Here is a 17,323-nt window from a genome sequence, read left to right as displayed (position 1 = left end):
ACCCGATACGAGAAGACCGCCGCCTCCTATGAAGCAGCGGTCACACTCGCGTCGTTCCTGCTCTGGGCAAGATCCGTTTGAAGACGGACCCTAGTTGTCCGTGGACGCCGGCCGCTTTCGCATCCAGCGATGAGCGCTCGCGCAGGAGCCGGTGAATGCCTGGGCCCAGCAGGCCTCTAGAGTTTCGTTTGTGACGAAAATGGGCGCTGCGGGGGAGCAGAACGATTCCGATCATGGCTCTGCCCACGAGACGTTTTCCGTGCGCGAGCAGCTCATGGAACGCACGTGCGCGTGGTGTGGTGAACCGGTCGCCTACAGCGGCCGTGGCCGGCCGCCGCGCTTCTGCAGCTCTGTGCACCGCCGCCGGGCCTGGGAGGTGCGCAGTGCGCAGGACCGCGCGGAACGCCCGGTGAGTGACGGGGGCCGGAGCCGCGAGCCGGTGCGCGAGGTCGTGCAGCGCACCGAGACAGTGGTGCGCACCGTCACGCTCCGGGATCCGGACCAGATTCCGCTCGCGCCCCGCGCGGCAGAGCGCCTCAATGGCCAGCCTTACACGCTGCCCGAGGACGCGGTGGAGTGGGTTGAGGCGCTGGCCGCGTTGCGGCGCAGCGCGGGCGACCCCAAGATCTATCCCTTCCGCGAACACCTCGCCCGCGCCTGCGAGAAGGCGGCACGAGCGCTGCGCGACCAGGAGGCGCCGTCGTCCGGCACGGCGGGGCCTGGCCGGTAGTCACGCCTCTGTGGGCCTGGTCACGGACGAACCGTCCGGTCAAGGGGTGGTCAAGGGTCAAAACGGACACCGCGAGTCCGGGTGAACAGACCGCGGACAAGGGGTGCTTGGACACGGTGGCTCCGGCCCGTACGCCGTGTGCGTGCGGGCCGGACCTGTCACCGATCCGGCCGTGTACGGCCGGGGAGACCTGAGGCCCCGATGACCACCGCCCCCGTTCCGCCGACCCCTTCGACGCCGCAGACCCCGGCGAGTACCGCCGCGACAGCCGGACCCGCAGCGAGCCACACAACAAGCCCTGCTCCCAGCCCCGTAGCTTCCGGCCGCCGTTTGACGGTTGTCGCAGATCAGATCCCGTGTCGGCCCGTTCCGGCCGATTGCAACTCCTCTATCTCCTCTGTCTTTAACTCCCAGGAGATAGCGCCCGGGCCGCAGAAGCCCGCCGCCCGGGCGGGTGCCGAGATCCGGGGTGAGGTCCTCCTGGCTCTCGCCCAGCTGCGCCTGGCCACGCCCCGCCAGCTCAAGGCGCTGCTGCTGCCGGACCAGCAGGGCACCGACTACGTCCGCCGCGCGCTGCGCAACCTGCGCGCGGACGCCCTGGTCGGCCGGACTCACCGAGCCCAGCAGAGTTACTGGTACTGCACCCCCGCCGGTCTCGCTGAAGCCGCCGCGTCCGGTGAACTCCCGACGACGTCCGGACGGACCACCGGGCAGCGCGCGGCCGCGAAGACGGGCCTGCGCGAGCACGGCCTCGCCCTGGTCGACACCGTCGTCGCCTTCCACCTGGCGCAGGCGGCTGAACACACGGACTGGCGCCTCGAGGTCGCCCACCCCACTCCGGCCGGCTCTCTGGTCCCCGACGCCGTCGTCCTCCTGGCGAACGGCCAAAGCGCTTTCGTTGAGATCGACCGCACGATGTCCTACGCCCGCCTGATCGCCAAGCTGGAGCGCTACGACGCCTACCGCACCGCACCGGCGACAGGACGCGGCAACGCTGCCCGCCCCCCTCGCCCCCACTGGCAGGAGACCTACAGCGGTTCGCACCTCGACGAACGTGGCTTCCCACCGCTGCTGTTCGTCTTCGCCCCTGCCCCGCGCCGCGCGGCCCCGGCCACCCGGGAAGTGGCTTTCCACCAACGAGCCCAGCACGTCCACAGCGTGGGCTACGGGATCACCGTGGCGACTACGACGCTGGCGCAACTGACCCAGCACGGGCCCGACGAGCCGGTGTGGCGCGTGGCCGGCCGTCACGCGGGGGAGGAACGCTGCTCTCTGGAGGCGTTGCCGAAGGCACGGTGAGCACGGCGGGTCCGGCCCGGCCTGAATGAACGGAGGCCGTGCCGGGCCCGCCGTCGCGCGGGGCGCTGTCGGTGGCGGCTGCGAGGCTGGACGGATGAACGGCGATGAGCAGCTGCTGAACAGCCGGGTCTACGGCGCGGAGCACGACGACCCCCACCCCGGCCCGCTCCCACACCGGGCTACGCCGCACTCGTAGGCGGCCCGCTCGACGGACTGCTGCTGGACATCACGGGGTCGCGGCCGGAGGAAGTCGACGATGGCGTCGCCCTGCCTACTGAGCTAGCGCGGTGGCCCGGTGGTCGCGCCCCGTACGACGTCCGCGGCCTTGGTGTGCGTATTGGTGGCAGCGGCGCGAGCCATGAAGGCATGGACGTGCGTCTTAAGGTGTCCCGCACCGTTACCGCGGCTGTATTGCTGCTGGTCATGGCAGCCTGTTCCGACAACTCCGGCCCTGCTTCCTCGGAAAGAACGACAGCCCCAACCAATCCGACGGCCCCCAGCGCACCAACAGCCCCAAGCGCACCTGAGGGAGCGCCGCCGGGGGCGGAGGTGCTTGGCACAGTCCATACAGGGGAGCCGTTCACCGCGACGATCACGTTCAGGGACACCGCTAACGAAGAGCGTTGGCGGTTCACCGTGCGTAGCGTGACCTGCGGCAAGCCGCTGGACACCGCCGTCATGGCCTATGCGGCCGATTCGGTCGGGGCTCCCACCCCCACTCCCACACCCGAGGCCGGCAAACAATTCTGCGTTGTGGCGATGGACGCGCGCAACGTCGGCAAGAGCGAGGCGATCTGGAACGCCGACAGCACGGTGAGCCTGAACGTCGGTGACACCCGCTATACCCAGTCGCAGAAGGAATCCGATTACGCCTTGGACTATGCGCAGTACTTCAACAGCAAGGGACAGGTTGGGCCGACCTTCGGGCTCAACCCGGGCAGCCGGGGGCCGGTACACGGGATCTTTCAGATCCCGGCAGGACAGCAGCCGACCAGCATCTGGGTCACCTCCAGCACAGCCATAACGACAGTGGACGGCGTGGGACCGGGTTACCTGGTGCTCCTCAACCGCTGAGCGGCTGAGTCTCCGAGGGCGGAGCAGTTTGCCTGTGGTGCCCTGGACATCCCCCATGGTCCGGAGCACTGTCACGTGTGCGAGCGGTGTGCGGCAGCGAGCCCTAAGTCGCGTGCTTGTAGTTCGGAGAAGGGGCGGAGCACGACGACCCCCACCCCGGTCCGCTCCTCACCGGACCTACGCCGAACTGGTCGGCGGACCGCTGGACGGCCTGCTGCTGGACATCCACGGATGGCGGACCGAGGAAGTCGACGACGGACGACGGGGTGGCCCTGGCCACCGAGCTCGGGCAGTTCCCCGGCGGCCGGGCCCTGTACGACCCGCGCCCCGGCGAGCCCCGCGCCCCCGGCCCGGGTGTCAGCTGCCGCCTGTACTACTCCGGCGACACCCCCTGACCGCAACCCCGACCATCAGCCAGACCACGGCAGGTCAGCGCGCTGCTCACCCCCCACGGCCAACTACGACCTGCCCTCGGTCAGCTGGCCGGCGGCCGGGTCGGAGCTCCCCGACCCCGACCACACCAGCGTATAGGCGTCCGGCAGCCCCGACTAAGGCGGAGGACACCTCGACCAAGAGGCCGACCACGGCAGATCAGCGCACTGCTGGCCAGGCCCGACAACGTGGAAAAACGGCAGTGACCATGAGCGGTCCGCGCGACGGCGGGTTCACCTGCATGCCACGCACCGGATCGGTAGTCACAGACGTTTCGAGGATGCGGGAGGCACATTCAGGTCCGCGTCACCAGGCGTGCCGAAGAAGTGGGCGTCCCAGGCGACGAGCTTGTCTCGCAGACGAGCGAACTCGCCGGCCAGGTCCTAGACATCCTCACTGGACACCAGGCCGATCTCTGGACGGCTGAGTCCCTTCGTTCCTTTGACGGTGCGCCACTCGTGGACATCGTCGTCGTACACCCAGCAGCTGTGGATGTACCGGTTGCGCTCCTCGAAGCTGGCCGTGCACAGGTCCAGATCGTGCCGCAGGGCGGCACGCGCCTGAGCCGAGATCCGTTCGTTGGCGGGGGTAGTCAGCCGGTTCTTGGCCTTGGTGATGAAGTGCGTTACCGCCTCGTGGGGCTTGTCTGTGTAGGGCCGTTCGACGCCACCGAGGTGGGCGTACAGGCCGTGCAGGATGTACTCGGTTTCGGCAGCGCGCTGCACGAGCACGCCCAGGCCAAGAGTCAAAGCTGCCTGCTCCTCGCTCATCCCTTCAAGCAGTTCGGCCGTGCCGGGAGGAATTTGCGGCCTCGAGCTGGGGTATGTCGGCGGGAGGCGGGATGGTCATGTGAGATCTTTCGGCGCGGCTGATCGGGGCGGATAGTCGACAGCCGCCGTCACCAAACGGTTGTACCGCCAAGCCGCAGAGCGCCGGGAGGGGTTACGGGGCGTTGATGCGGAATAGACAATCTGTTCCGGCCTGTTGAAGGATGCGCTGTTATGGCGGATCACGTACTTCTGGAAGCCGGGGACGACCTGGTGCGTCAGCTCTCGCATGAGCGAGAAGCCGTCAAGGCTGTCTTGGAGCTGGTGTGGAACTCCCTCGACGCCGACGCCACCAATGTCGACGTGACCATCGAGCGGTCTGGCACCACCGGCGTAGACAAGATCGTCGTTGCCGACAACGGCGACGGCATCACTCCGGAGAAGGCGCGGACTGCCTTCAAGCAGGTCGGCAATTCCGACAAGCGGGTGGGCGGCACAACCGACCGACTGCAGCGTCCGCTCCATGGAAAGGCCGGCCGCGGACGCCTGCGAGCCTTCGCTCTGGGCGATGCGACGTGCTGGACGAGCACGGCCCGCGCAGTGGACGGCCAGCTGATGCGCACCACGATCGAGTCGGAGATCAGCCGGCGGACGACGTGGCGCATCGACACGCAGCCAGCACCTGACACGGACCACCCGGGCACGAAGGTTGAGCTCTGGGGAAAGCAGGCCACCCACCTCAACAAGCTCCTGGAACCCAAAGCCGCCACCCAGATCACGGCGGCCCTTGCGCCCTATCTTCTGACTTGGACCGATGTCCGGGTCACCTACGACGGTCAGCGCATTGACCCGCAGACCCAGATCCAGGCCGAGGAATCCGAGGACCTCAACTTCGACTACGAGGACCAGACGCATCCCTTCCATATCCGGCTGATCCACTGGCGCACGGGCGCGGAGCGCACCATTGCTCTGTGCGACGCCGCCAGCGCCCCTGTGGAGAGCCTCGATGTCTCTGCCGAACACGCTGACTTCTCCTACACCGCCTACGTGCTGTGGGAGCCGATGCCCCGGCACCGCAACGAAATTCCGCTGATCACGTTAGGTGGTGACACGCCCCTGGCGCCCCTGTTGCGGACTGCCCGCGACTGGATCAGTACCCGGCTCGAAGAACGGCGCCGGCGGCAGCGCCGCCAGCTCGTGGAGCGGTGGATAGAGGAAGGCGTCTATCCCTATCCGCGCCGGGCCGAGGGTGACCAGGCCCGTGCCGAACAGGCGACGTTCGACTTGGTCGCCACCTCCATCAACCGTCACATCACAGGCGACAGGACGAAGAAGCGGCTCACGCTGTCCCTGCTGCAGAACTCCCTCCGCCATAACCCTGACGAGATGGTGGAGATCCTGGAGAAGGTGCTGAGTCTGGGAGGTGACGATGTCAGCCACCTGCACGGTCTCCTCCAGCAGACCAGCCTGTCCAACATCATCCGCGCATCGTCCATCGTCACTTCACGGCTGCAGTTCCTGACCGCCCTCGAGCACCTGGTCTTCGACGTGGACACCTACGGCGTGGTCAAGGAACGCGACCACCTGCACAAGATCCTCGAACGCGAGCTGTGGGTGTTCGGCGAAGAGTTCAACATGATGCGCAGCAGCGAGATCGGCCTGACCCGCATGCTGGAACACCACCGGCGCACTGTCGGTTGGGACCCGCCCCCGGACGGACCCGTCCGCGCTGTCGACGGCGGCACCCGGCGAGTCGACCTCATGCTCTCCGCCGAAAGCCACGAGCACGATCGCGTCCGGCACCTTGTGATCGAGCTCAAGGCACCCGCCGTCGATGCCGACCGTGAGCAGGCTCTCCAAGTCGATGACTACATGCAGGCCGTCCTCAACGAGCCGCGCTTCGCCAACGTCGAAACGACCTGGGATTTCTACCTTGTCGTCCGTTCGGTCAAGGACAGGTTGAAGCCGGCTCTCCGCCAGGCCAACAAGCCAGAGGGCCTGTACCTCGAACCCACCCAATACGAGCATGCCGGTGTCCGGGTCTGGGTGCGCACGTGGTCCGAGATCCTGCGAGAAGCCAAGCAGCGGCTGGAGTTCGTCAAGAAGGGCATCGACCACAACCCCTCTCTGGAACAGGCCCTGGCCTACCTCCGGCACCGCCATGGGGACCTGCTCCCGGACCAGCTGCGCGAGCCGACCACACTTCCCACGCCGCGCTCTGGGGCAGCCCACAATCCCGCTGTCTGAGCGGAGGACTGGCCCCCAAGGCCCCTCCCTGCCCGACCACGGAGACGACCATGAGGACTTGCGTCGTCGTTGCCACCCCTTTCCCCATGCCCTGGTTGGAGTTGAGGATGAAGGAGGGCGGGATGGACGGCGCGGAAACGGCCGGGGGATCGGGGCGTGCTCGCCTGTGTTGCGAGTCGGCGGGCCTCCGCGCCGTGCGCCGTCAGTGCGGCGGCGACGTCCAGCGAGGGACGTCGGTGGGGGAGAGGTCGGGGCGAGCGCGGTGCCAGCGTGCGGGGTGGCGCCACCGGCCGGGCAGCGTCGCGGGCGACGTCGATGCCGACTTCCACCACCAGCTCGGGTTCCACCAGCGTGACGTTCAGCGTTTCCTGGCTGCCCCACCCGGCGGAGAATGACCAGCCTGTCCACGGATGACCGCGCCGCCCCGGAGTAAGCAGGCCGGCCACCGCGGCACCTGCCGCCTGGGCGAGGGTGGTGGTGCGCCCGACGTACTGAAAGCGTCCCCCGTCGTCGTATCTGCCGAGCAGCAGCGTGCGGGGAGCGGCCAGAGAGCCGGTGATCGCGCCGACGACCGCCTCGCTCGTCTCGCGGACCTTGTATTTCTGCCAGCCCCTCGCCGACGGGCGGTAGGCGTCGTCCAGTCTCTTGAAGACCACTCCCTCCATCCCGACCGACGCCCACGTCAGCCACTCGCGCACGACGTCGGCCTCGGTGGTCGACGGACACAGAGCCCACGGCACCGACCAGGCGACGGGCGGTGAACACGGACTCCAGCGAGGCCCTGCGCCGCCGATACGGCCAGGAGGCCGTATCCGTCCCGGACAGCCGCAGGACGTCGAACGCGAAAGCGAACGGTTCGCGGATTCCGTGGGCCCGAACGCTCGGAACCTGCCTGTGTGCGTGCGGTTTTGATGGGTGGGGTGGGCGGTTCCAGATCGTCGGGGGTGGCGGCAGGAAAGGCGGATGCCGTTCGGCCGTGTGGGCCGGCTGACCGAAGACGCGCATACCGACCAGGTGAAGGCCCTCACCGATGCCGACGGACACCAAGCCGACGGCGCCGGCAACGATCCGGAGCCCGACGACGGAGACCGGGGAGGACGACGAAGCAACCGAGGGTGGAGTGGGCGTCCCCGCCGTTCATCCTGCTGCTGGACTCGCCCGAGTACGACGAGGAACTACGGGGCGCTGATCGAGTGGGGCGAAGGCGTCCTCGTGCCCGGATACCTCGCCGAGCCCAGCGCGGACGCCCGCTGGTGCCACGTAGGGTTCGAGCACCCGGTCGCCGTCGCTCGACTGCGCGCATGTTGGCTGGCCTGGCAGGAGCTGACCGGCCAGCAGGGCCCCCGGCCGCGCCGCTGCTTGAACCCGGTCACCGGCCTCGGGGAACATCGGTACAGCGGTTGGCACTGAGAACGATCATGGTCGGCTAGCACACCGATCGGGGGCGGTGCGGTTCGCCGACTATTTGCCGGCCGTCATGATCGCGTTGATGAGGTCGCCGCCGCTCTCTTTCAAGGCCTTGACTGCCTTCGCTCTTGACGCACCAGTCTGCGCCATAACCAATTCGATGTCCTTGGGGTCAACCCCGGTCTCATCGACGGGCTCGTCGACGGTGTCCTCGTACGGCTCAGGGACGTCTTCGAATTCTTCTGGCATGAAGTCCTCCAAAAAGCGAAGAAGCACCGCTCAGCCCTTCCACTGCTCAGGCACCGTGAAACAGGTGCCCCACGCCGTCACGGGCGGCATTCGCTACTGACCGAGGACGCCGTGCGGACTCCAGGCGGCCCAGGTCGAGCGGGGAGCGGTCAGGGGCGAAACACGGCGGCAAGTCGTGCCGGGCAGTGTGCTGGAGGTGTAGGCCAGTGCGTCGTGTGCCGGCGCGGTCATGGCGGTTGGCGGTTCGCCGGGGCGAGAGCAACGCATTGATGGGGCTGGAAGATCAGGGGGCCATCTGGCCGACAGAGTCGGTGGACTCGTAGTCTCACAAGTCATGGAATGGACGTCGCTAGTCGCCACGGTGGTGGGTGCGGTCATCGGGGTGGGCAGCACGCTCGCCACAGACCGAGTGCGGTGGCGACGGGACACCAGCGAGCGCGACAGGGAGACCTTGCGCACGGTGTCCGGCCAGTTCCTTGAGGCGCTGACCGAAGCGCGCGAGGCCATAAGTGATGCCAGCCGCTCGGGGCACCTACCAGTGGATGAACGGGCCCAGCTTGCTCGCGCTAGCATCCTGGCCCACGGCGTGCACGCGAAGCAGTACCAAGTGGAGCTACTGGTCACGCCGGAGGTCGCCCAGTTGGCTGGAGACGCTGCCTACCAACTGCTCCTCTACCGGGACGCGGTGGTCGCAGGCCATCTACGCGACGATCCTGAGTGTGCGCAGGTACGACGCGCCTTCCGGGAGGCCCGCCAGAAGCTCATGGCTGCCATTCGGGCCTCGCTAGCGCGGGGCTGAGGCTCCGTCACCGAAGATCGCGGGTGGAACCTCTTTCGGCGGCCCGCCGTTGCCGCCCAGCCATAGCGGCCACGGCAGCACCGCCACGACGGACGTCGACGACGGCGTGGCCCTGCCCACCGCGACGGCGGAGTGTGTGCCGCGGGCGCGGTGCCATGCCTCGCGCCAAGGAGCCGAAGGCGTGCCCGGGGATGTGGCCGGTGAGGAAGGCGTGTACTGGCACTGGCCGGCGGCAGGCGTACGCGGTTGACGATGCGGGAGGCATTGGCGAGCCGGAGGACGAACACGTCGGCGTCGGCACGCCCGGCCCGGCGCTGGAGGGTCCGCAGCGGTGGAGCGCCGTCCTTCTCGTAGGCAGCGGCGAGCGCGGCCAGGAGATCGCCTCGTTGCAATCCCCTCGGCGTAGGCGATCACGTTCTCTTCGCTCGACACCGGCCCCGATGCACGGGCGGGAGGTGGGCGCCGACAGGCTTGTAAGCCGGGCCAGTTCGGTCCGGGGTGCGCGGTCTGCCGGCCGCTATGGTCGCGGCCGGGGCTCCTGTGCCACACGGACGGCGGCCGCGAGTACACCGGCGAGACGGCCGGCCAGGGGACTGCCGGTGAGGCGGACGCACCCGACGACGCACACGGCGCCGGTCACGCCGCAGCCGCACACGAGGGCGAGGACGTCGCCGACCGGGCATGCCGGTCACGGCGAGTACGCCGCCGATGACGAGAAATGAGACGACACCGGTGACCTGCGCCGCCGGGCCGGGGCGGCCAGGGCAGTTCATGGAGCAGTGCCTCATCAGGGCCGGAGCGGAATCTGCAGAAGGCAGGCTGCAGAATTATTCGTCTTCGTCGTCGGTCATCTCGGTGATCCACTCTGGTGGGACGAGGGCCTGGTTGTTGCTGTAGCGCCAGCGTTCGACGACGTGGTCACGGAAGAGCGGGTCGGCCAGGTCAGCGTGCTCGACGACGATGACCTGGAGCGCACCGTCGAGTGCCTGGACGGTGTCGTGGATGGTCTGGTAGACGTTCAGCAGGTGGCTGAGGTCGGTCCCCTGGGGGGTGGGCTCGCCGGTGTAGTCGGGCGGGAAGTACACCTGGGACGGCTGGTCGAGGATCAGCAACCGCGGGACGGGTCCTCGGTGCTCGCTGAACCACTCGTGCAGGCTCAGCAGCGTGGCGACGTGGTAGCCCAGGTGGTTCTCAGCGCTGCCCATGTCGGCGAGCCGGACGGGACCGTCGGCCGTGTCGGCGACGACAGTCAGCCGGTTGACGTCGAGGCGGATGGGCGCGTCCGAGTGGTCGAGCTCCAGCGCGGCAGCCTTGGTGCGGATGTTCTGGCTGATCAAGGACAGGTAACTGGTGAGCCGGTCGCTCTGGGTGTCGTCGCTCAGGAGCTCTTCCAGCTCAGCGATCTGCTGCTGGAGATCGTCGCGGCGGTCTTCTACCTGCGGGGCACTCACATGCTGGGCGGTGGTGTCGAGGTAAAGGCTGATACGGCCGCGCACATGGGCGGCCCGCTGTGACTGGTCCGGTTCCTGCTGCAGCGCGCGCAGCCCGGCGCTGATCTCGTTGATCTCGTCCTGGCTGCGGGAGAGCGCCGCGCGCAGTTGCTGCAACTGCTCCTCCTCCAGGGCCATCTGGCTTTGCAGGGCGGGTGTGTCGCTGCCGATCACCTGCAGATCGCCGTCGAGGCGTTCGAGGTCGTTCATGATCGTTGCCACCGTGGTGTTGGCCGAGGCGATCGGGCTTTCGCACACCGGGCACTGGGCGGCCTGGGAGGTGTCCGGGGACAGTCGCATCAACCCGAGAGACGCGAGACGCCGGCGCTGCTCTCTTGCCTCGCCCGCGAAGTCGTCATTCTCCTCGACCGCGCGCTTGAGGTCGGCGATGCGGGCCCGGGACTGCCCGACGGCGCGTCGGAGTTGGGCGCGTCGGCCGATGGCGGCGGCCAACGGGTCGCCGTCGTTGTCCGGGCGGGACTCCAGCTCTAGCCGGATGCTGCCTTCCAAGGCCAACCGTAGAAGGCCAAGGACCTCCTCGGACGTCGGCTCGCTGTCGCGGTGCGGTAGAAGCCCTGCCTCGACCGCCTCGGTGAGCAGTGCTCGGGCCTGGCCCGACGCTGGGCCGAGGTCGCGGGCCTGGGTGAGTTTGGCTTCAAGGTCGGAAAGGTCCCGGCGCAGGAGCTGCAGCCTGTTGCGCAGCGCTGCCTGTTCGGGGTCGACAGCGCCAAGGAAGTATGGGATTACACCCCGGATGGTGTTCGGCCGCCACTCCTCACCTTGGGAGTGGAACAGCAGGTCGGGGTTGGCGACCTCGTTCTGCGCCTGGAAGCAGAAATACAGCGCGTGGCGGATCGATGGAGCGATGGTCTGGGCGCGGGCTACCGCGGGTACCTTGACGGTGCGGTCGATGCCGCAGAAGTCGCTGAGGATGTCCTTGGCGGTGTCCAGGGGCGTCGCGAAGGTCAGTTCCTCCAGCGGGGGAGGCGGGGTCTCTGGGGCCTGGGACAGGACACACAGCACGGTGCTCACGGCGTTCCCCGGCTCCGGGGCGCGGCGGGCGACGAAGAGCTGCTGGCCGGGCTTCGCCAGGGTGACGGCGTAGGCGCCCACGTACTTGCGGACCTTGCCGGCCTTGACGGGGTAGTCGGAGCTGGCCAGGCAGTAGTCGATGATCGTCAGCAGCGCACTCTTCCCGCGCCGGGAGTCGCCCGTGACGATATTCAGGGTGCCGGTGTGGAACGGGACCGTGCGGACCTGCCCGGGCTGCTTGCCGTAGACGGTGACCGCTTGGATCTGAAAGGTCACGCTTGGACTCCCAGGAGCGTCAGGACGGTGCTGATGCTGCCGGTGCTGGGCAGCCAGCGCCCGAGTTGGTGGGCGGCTTTCTGGATGGCGGTGTTCTGTTCGGGGCCGTCCTTGAGGGCCGTCACGGCCCGTGGCTTCACCGTCAGCCCGGAGCCTTGAAGCCTGAGCACATCGCTCTGAAGGGCGAAGAGCAGGCCTGGTCGCACAACGGCGGCGAGGGCGGCGGCGTTGAGACCCATGGCCACGCGCACGGCCTCGTTCTCGTCGAGCCAGTTCATCAGCCCGGTGCGGATGGTGGCGGGCAGCGCCGTCCGGATGGACGGCTGGAGAGCCATGACCGCGGCGGCCACTGCGACTGGAAGCGGGCAGACGGAGCGGTACTGCTTCTCGTAGCCCTGCACAGCCCGGACGCACACGAGTGCTGTGAAGGCCGGGTTGAACAGGGCGCGCTCCTCGCGGCTGAGGTCACGCTCGGCCATCAGCGGCTCCCGCCGGCTCCAGCAGAGCCGCCAGCCGCGCGCTGAAGTCCGGATGCCACCCGACCCGCAGCTCGTCCGCGAGCATCTGGTACGACCCCTTGACGACGAACACCTCTTCACAGCCGGTGCGGATGCGAAGCCGGGCCTCCCGGTCGACCCACCTGTAGATCAGCTTGGCCTCACGCTTCATCTCTTCTTCGGTGGCTTCATCGCCGAGGTCTTCACGCATCTCGGCGAAGCGCGACTGCCACTCCTCCACGAGCCGGCGCTCATACGCGCCGATCTCGCCGGCACGCAGCAGGTTCTCGTTCGCCCAGCGGGAGCGCTGAGCGAAGGCCCTCACCCAGTCCCGAACCGCGTAGCCAATCCGCTCCGCGCCCACGTCGATGAGCCGGAGTTGATGGACGAACACCTTGTCGGCGGCATCCGCAGCGGCCGGGGCCGCAGCCGTGAGCGCGGCGATATCAGGGTCGATCGGCAGATTGTGCTCACCGATCTGATTGCGCAGATCGTTGAACAACTCGTCGAACTCGGCGCCGGTCACCGGATCCGACCCCGGGAAACTCATCTGGACGGACGCCCGCTCGAAGAACCAGCCCTCAAGACGCTGAAGAAAGGACTCGGCGTACCGGCGCTCGACGGCCAGGCTCGCGTAGCCAAGCAGGTCCTCCCTGATTGAGTCCATCCCCGGCGCGTCACCGATGACCTCGACCCGGCTGATGAGCTCGGCCCGGCGCTGCGCCCCGAGCGCGTCGAACGCCTCGAAGGCCTTGGCCAACGTCGTACTCTTCGAGGACTGCCGCGCCTGGATGAGGAGGGCCTCGGCAGCCTGCTCGTCACGGTGCCCGCTAGCCTTGGGCTGCAGGAGGAACCCCGCGCTGTCGTCCGGCAGCTCCGCGGTGGTAATCAGGTAGAAGCTTGTCTCGGCAAGGTCGATGTGCCCTTCGGCGACGGCGTGTGACCAGACCCTGATTGTCTTCCACAGGTCCGGCGAGAGGTCGGTCAGCCTGACGTTGTCTGCCCGCTTCTTCAACTGGGTCAGTTCGGTGTGCGACCCGATGAGAGCCTGGACATCGTCCGTTGCCTCAATCGCCACACTCCACTCGATCCCGCCCCTGGACAGCTCCACGCATCGCTGGAGGGCCACGCGGAGCTGGTAGAGGTACCCGAGCGCTGACGCCGATGCCTCGAAGGGATTCTCCGGGCTGGTCATGCACCCACCGCCTCCCCTTGGTTACCGAGTGCATCGATCATTCCATGGCCGCGTCACAGGTAAAACGCGGAGTACTGAACTTGTCGAACTGTGGCCCGCTTCCTCGTTCGCCATCAGGCCCACTCCACTCCGAGTTCCCGCAGCGCGTTCCGCTGGTCGGCGTCCAGCCGGTCTCGCCTTGCGCGGGTGTTGGAGACCCACACACCCAGTTTCACAGTCACCGGCTCCGCCTCGCCGTCGACCGCGATCTCTTCGCTGTGGCCCCTTGGCACCGGTCGGTGGGTACCTTCCCGTTCGACCCATTGCGTGAGGGCCGCCAGGCCCCGCTGGAACGCTTGCTGTGCCTTGCTCTGGCTGTTCGTCGCCCCCTTGGCGGCCGGGGCGGGAGACGGCGCCTCGAGCGGCTTGACGCCCAACACGGTCAGCCGCTCCTGCTGCTCGGGAAGGAGCCGCGCCCAAGTGCCCGGCTGCTTCTGCTGTTGGAGCCACTTGCCGATGTCGTCGCCGTCCATCAGCACGCCGGGTGCGATGTCGGGCAGGTGGCCGTTGGCGTCGACGAGGTCGGCGAGGACGCGGTAGTGGCGTTGCCAGTCCAGCGGCCACGGGCAGTCCCAGTCCGGGTCGATCGCCGTCAGCTGTGCCGCGCGCGCGGCGGCCCGTTCCGGGTCCTTGCCCAGGCCGTTCTTCTGGCCCTTGCGACGGAGATTGGCCATGTGCTGCCCGACCGGCACCATCGCCTCGCCTTCACCCCACACCGCGTCCTGACGCGGCGCGAGATGCCCGGTTGCCCGCCGGTACGAGCGGAGCGCGGCCAGCTTGGCCTCCCACGCCTCTTCGCCCGGTTCCCAGAGCATCCCGGCCTCCGGCGCGTCCAGCAGCGTTTTGCGCCGCTCCTCCAGCTCCCCGGCCCGCAGCGCCTTCCGCTGCTGGTGGACCCATCGCCCGAGGGGGAAGTCCTTCGTGACGCCGACCTCGACCTCCACGTCGTACGGGACGGCGTGGACGCCGGTGATCTGGTTCTCCGCCCGCCATCGCAGCAGGGCCTGGTAGCCCGCCAGCCACACCAGGGACTCCGGCCGGTAGACCCGGGTGCGCAGGAACGCGGCGATGGTCGCCGCGTCGCGCGGGCTGGAGAAGTGGAGCAGCGCGGACTCGGCAGCGGCGTCGGTGTCGTCCTGCTCCTGGTCCTCGCCCTCGCCGCCGGCCCCGACGATCCGGCCGTCCTCGTCACGCTGGATGTGGACCTTGCGCTTGCCGCTGGTGAGCGCGCGGGAGGCGAGCTGCTCGACCAGACGTTCGTCATGCGAGCGCAGGCCCTGAAGGACCGCTACAAGGGGGCGGAAGCTGGCACTGGCGACCATGTCTGTCGGGTCCTCGTTCGGCTCCAGGAACACCGGCACGATGATCCGTGCGACCTTGGTGGAGCCGTCCCTGTTGAGGCGGAGCGCGCGGCCGATGTTCTGCACGATCTCCACCTGGGAGCCGCGGGTGTCAGCGAAGCAGACGGCTTCCACGCCCCGCTCGCCGGTGATGTCGACGCCTTCCCCGAGCACGCGAACGCTGGCAAGGAAGGCGCGGTGGACCCGGCGGCCGGCCGCGTCGATGCCGTTGGCGAACTGCCGCAGGACCTCGCGCCGCTCGCTGACGAGGTGGTCGCCGCACAGCCACGCCGACCACATCCGGTCCGGAGGTACGTGGCGGCCGGCCTCGAGTTCGTAGAACTCCGCGTCGATCGACGACGCGGGGAGCCGGTCCGCAGCGGCCAGGTCCTCATCCGAGGCGTCGTTCATGTACAGCTCGGCTGCCGTCTCGGGCAGCTTCTCCGCGAACGCGGCAGCTTCCTCCACCTTCTGGTGGAACGTCATGACGGTGCGCAGATTCCACGCGGCGGCGTGCTCCAGGAGCGCGGTCTGCAGCAGCGCCAGACGCCGGCCCCGTCGCGCCTCCTCCGACTCCCCGAGGACGGGGGAGGGGTCGCGGATCTCTAGGACGTCGATCTCGAAGCCGGCCAGGATCTCCCGCTCGATCGCCTCCGAGAGCCCGAGCTCGGCGAGCCACGCGCCGTACGTGCCCTCCGGGTCATCAGCCATGGTCGCGATCTCCGCCTCCTGGCCCTCCGCGCCCTTCTGCGGCCGGGCCGCGGCGAGGATGCGCGGGGTGGCGGTGAGGTAGAGCCGGAAGTCCGCCGGGATCCGCTGGTTGTCGTGGATCGCCGCCCACGGCCGCCCAAGATCACCAGCGGTTCCGTGGGCCTCATCCACGATCGCGAGGTCGAACGGGGCCATCTGCTGGCCGTAGAGTCGCTCCCCGCCCGCCAGAGCGGCCTCCAGCGGCCCGCGAACCTTCCCGTGGCCGACAGGTGTGTCGTAGTCCTCGCGGTCCACAAGAGAGGCGTACGTGGCGAACACGACCACGGGCCCGGACCCGGCCCACAGGGCGAGTTGGATCGGGTTGGTGGTGGTCCGCACGCCCAGCGCGTTCAGCACCGAGTCGTTCTCCAGCGAGCACACCGCGACCATCGGAGCCCGGTGACCCACCAGCCGCCACGCCTGGGCAGTCTGCGCGAGCAGGTCCAGGGTCGGCACGGTCACGAGGATCCGGCCGTCCGCGAACGACTCCAGCGCGCACGCGGCGGCCGTGATCGTCTTGCCCGAGCCGGTCGCTGACACGATCGTGCCCCGGGCACCCCGCGGGGGAACAGATGATCTTGCAGGGAATCCGACCCAGTTACGGAAAGCCAACCTCTGGCTGATCTGATGTTCCTTGAGTGAAATCCTGCTCATTCCCCACCCCTTTTGTCTGTGCTAGAGAGCCACGCCTCTCGAATTTGCGTCAACGATTCTCTCACCTCCCGAAAGCTCTACACACCTTTATGGGGAGAGCTGGCACCACCCATAGCCTGCATCCGCGCCGCCCTGGGGAAATCGGTATTGACGACAGACCGGCTGTCGGCGCCTGTACCGAGCTGCCCGCCCCGCGAGGACTGCTGCGCTGCACGCAGCCGGGTGAAGGGGGGACGGTACCGAGGCCAATTGGCTTGGCCCGGGCTTCCCGGACAGGGCCAGTGAGACGACGGCTTCGGCGCCGTCTCACTGCGCGTATCTAAGCGCGAAAGCCCCCGTCCGCGATCGCCGATATGACTGTTTCGATGTTCTCGCGTGTAACGCTTGAGACCACCAGCAGGTCCCTAGCCATGAAGCGCCCGATCTGCTCGATCTCCAAAGCTACTGTCTGCGCAAGTCGAACGGGGTCGTAGACCTCGAAGACGCGGGTGCCACCGTCCCACACGACGGTCACGCCACCGATCCAGCCCTTCATCTCCTGCATCGCCCAGTCAGACTCGTCCATGGGCGCAGGCCACTCGATTCGAAAATCCATGCCTGAATTATGCCCTAGATGCCCTGGCTTCGGAATACGAGCACCTTCAAGGCCTACAGGGTGTCTCCTAGTTTCGCCAATAGTACATTCTGAATCAACCTGATGCACCCGCTACACTGGAACCCGACACGAACAAGCACCCCTACCCCGGTAGTCAGCTCGGCCCGCGCCAGCGGGCCCTAACGGTTCTGGAGGCGCAGCCGGAAGGACCGTCAGGCGGGGGAGCGCAGCGGACCCGCCGGCCAGGCTGGAGCGAAGCGGAAGCCTGGTAGCGGGACAGGGTCCCGCCGGTCCGGGAGCGCAGCGGACGGACCGTCACCTTGCTTGCGCAGCAAGCAAGGTGGTGCGGGTGGCGCACTCGGGCTTTCAATGGCACACTTATCTCGAATGGCTGCGACAGACTTTCCAAGGTCCTTGTGCATCGGCTACTATCGCCGGTATGGCTATTAGG

Annotated in this window: 13 protein-coding genes and 2 pseudogenes; 8 read left to right on the top strand and 7 right to left on the bottom strand. The window is 68.1% G+C overall.

Annotated elements, in window-relative coordinates:
- Window positions 1-190: 190 nt before the first annotated feature.
- From ABZ098_RS44705 to ABZ098_RS44685, 5 genes and pseudogenes are all read left to right on the top strand, one after another.
- Complete coding sequence (locus ABZ098_RS44705; RefSeq protein WP_356600816.1) at window positions 191-730, top strand: hypothetical protein; 540 nt, start codon at window positions 191-193, stop codon at window positions 728-730.
- Between the two features lie 330 nt (window positions 731-1,060).
- A complete protein-coding gene (locus ABZ098_RS44700) occupies window positions 1,061-2,029 on the top strand; it encodes a replication-relaxation family protein (RefSeq protein WP_356600814.1) in 969 nt (322 codons plus the stop codon).
- 94 nt (window positions 2,030-2,123) lie between these two features.
- Window positions 2,124-2,350: pseudogene (locus ABZ098_RS44695) on the top strand (hypothetical protein); the annotation flags it as partial.
- Between the two features lie 324 nt (window positions 2,351-2,674).
- Complete coding sequence (locus ABZ098_RS44690; protein WP_356600818.1) at window positions 2,675-3,103, top strand: hypothetical protein; 429 nt, start codon at window positions 2,675-2,677, stop codon at window positions 3,101-3,103.
- 131 nt (window positions 3,104-3,234) lie between these two features.
- A pseudogene (locus ABZ098_RS44685) lies at window positions 3,235-3,498 on the top strand (hypothetical protein); the annotation flags it as partial.
- A gap of 420 nt (window positions 3,499-3,918) precedes the next feature.
- Here ABZ098_RS44685 and ABZ098_RS44680 read toward each other — a convergent pair.
- Window positions 3,919-4,305, bottom strand: coding sequence for a hypothetical protein (locus ABZ098_RS44680; RefSeq protein ID WP_356600812.1), 387 nt, complete (start codon window positions 4,303-4,305; stop codon window positions 3,919-3,921).
- Window positions 4,306-4,536: 231 nt separating this feature from the next.
- Here ABZ098_RS44680 and ABZ098_RS44675 point away from each other — a divergent pair, with 231 nt between their 5' ends.
- Together ABZ098_RS44675 and ABZ098_RS44670 are read left to right on the top strand one after the other, a co-directional pair.
- Window positions 4,537-6,549 carry an ATP-binding protein gene (locus tag ABZ098_RS44675; protein ID WP_356600810.1) on the top strand — a complete coding sequence of 671 codons (2,013 nt, stop codon included), beginning with the start codon at window positions 4,537-4,539 and terminating at the stop codon, window positions 6,547-6,549.
- 963 nt (window positions 6,550-7,512) lie between these two features.
- Entirely contained in the window at window positions 7,513-7,959 is a 447-nt protein-coding gene (locus ABZ098_RS44670) for a DUF4913 domain-containing protein (RefSeq protein WP_356600808.1), read from the top strand.
- Window positions 7,960-8,010: 51 nt separating this feature from the next.
- On the opposite strand, the gene ABZ098_RS44665 is transcribed toward ABZ098_RS44670, so the two are convergent.
- Complete coding sequence (locus tag ABZ098_RS44665) at window positions 8,011-8,205, bottom strand: ubiquitin-like domain-containing protein (RefSeq protein WP_356600807.1); 195 nt, start codon at window positions 8,203-8,205, stop codon at window positions 8,011-8,013.
- Window positions 8,206-8,539: 334 nt separating this feature from the next.
- Here ABZ098_RS44665 and ABZ098_RS44660 point away from each other — a divergent pair, with 334 nt between their 5' ends.
- Window positions 8,540-9,004, top strand: a complete 465-nt coding sequence (locus ABZ098_RS44660) for a hypothetical protein (protein WP_356600805.1) — start codon at window positions 8,540-8,542, stop codon at window positions 9,002-9,004.
- An 827-nt stretch (window positions 9,005-9,831) separates the two neighbouring features.
- Here ABZ098_RS44660 and ABZ098_RS44655 read toward each other — a convergent pair.
- The 5 genes from ABZ098_RS44655 to ABZ098_RS44635 all read right to left on the bottom strand — a co-directional run bounded on the left by ABZ098_RS44655 (window position 9,832) and on the right by ABZ098_RS44635 (window position 16,872).
- Window positions 9,832-11,802 carry a DUF3732 domain-containing protein gene (locus ABZ098_RS44655; RefSeq protein ID WP_356600803.1) on the bottom strand — a complete coding sequence of 657 codons (1,971 nt, stop codon included), beginning with the start codon at window positions 11,800-11,802 and terminating at the stop codon, window positions 9,832-9,834.
- The gene (locus tag ABZ098_RS44650; RefSeq protein WP_356600801.1) at window positions 11,799-12,281 is read right to left on the bottom strand and encodes a three component ABC system middle component; all 483 of its coding nucleotides are present in this window, start codon (window positions 12,279-12,281) and stop codon (window positions 11,799-11,801) included. The genes ABZ098_RS44655 and ABZ098_RS44650 overlap by 4 nt, the downstream gene beginning before the upstream one ends.
- Entirely contained in the window at window positions 12,268-13,494 is a 1,227-nt protein-coding gene (locus ABZ098_RS44645; RefSeq protein ID WP_356600799.1) for an ABC-three component system protein, read from the bottom strand. The genes ABZ098_RS44650 and ABZ098_RS44645 overlap by 14 nt, the downstream gene beginning before the upstream one ends.
- 113 nt (window positions 13,495-13,607) lie before the next feature.
- Window positions 13,608-16,277 carry a Helicase associated domain protein gene (locus tag ABZ098_RS44640; RefSeq protein WP_356600797.1) on the bottom strand — a complete coding sequence of 890 codons (2,670 nt, stop codon included), beginning with the start codon at window positions 16,275-16,277 and terminating at the stop codon, window positions 13,608-13,610.
- 319 nt (window positions 16,278-16,596) lie between these two features.
- Entirely contained in the window at window positions 16,597-16,872 is a 276-nt protein-coding gene (locus tag ABZ098_RS44635) for a hypothetical protein (RefSeq protein WP_356600795.1), read from the bottom strand.
- Window positions 16,873-17,323: the final 451 nt, after the last annotated feature.

The organism is Streptomyces sp. NPDC006335 (assembly GCF_040612795.1).
Classification (GTDB): Bacteria; Actinomycetota; Actinomycetes; order Streptomycetales; family Streptomycetaceae; genus Streptomyces.
Note: the sequence above shows the minus strand (reverse complement) of the source record. Positions and strands in the feature narration are given on the sequence as shown.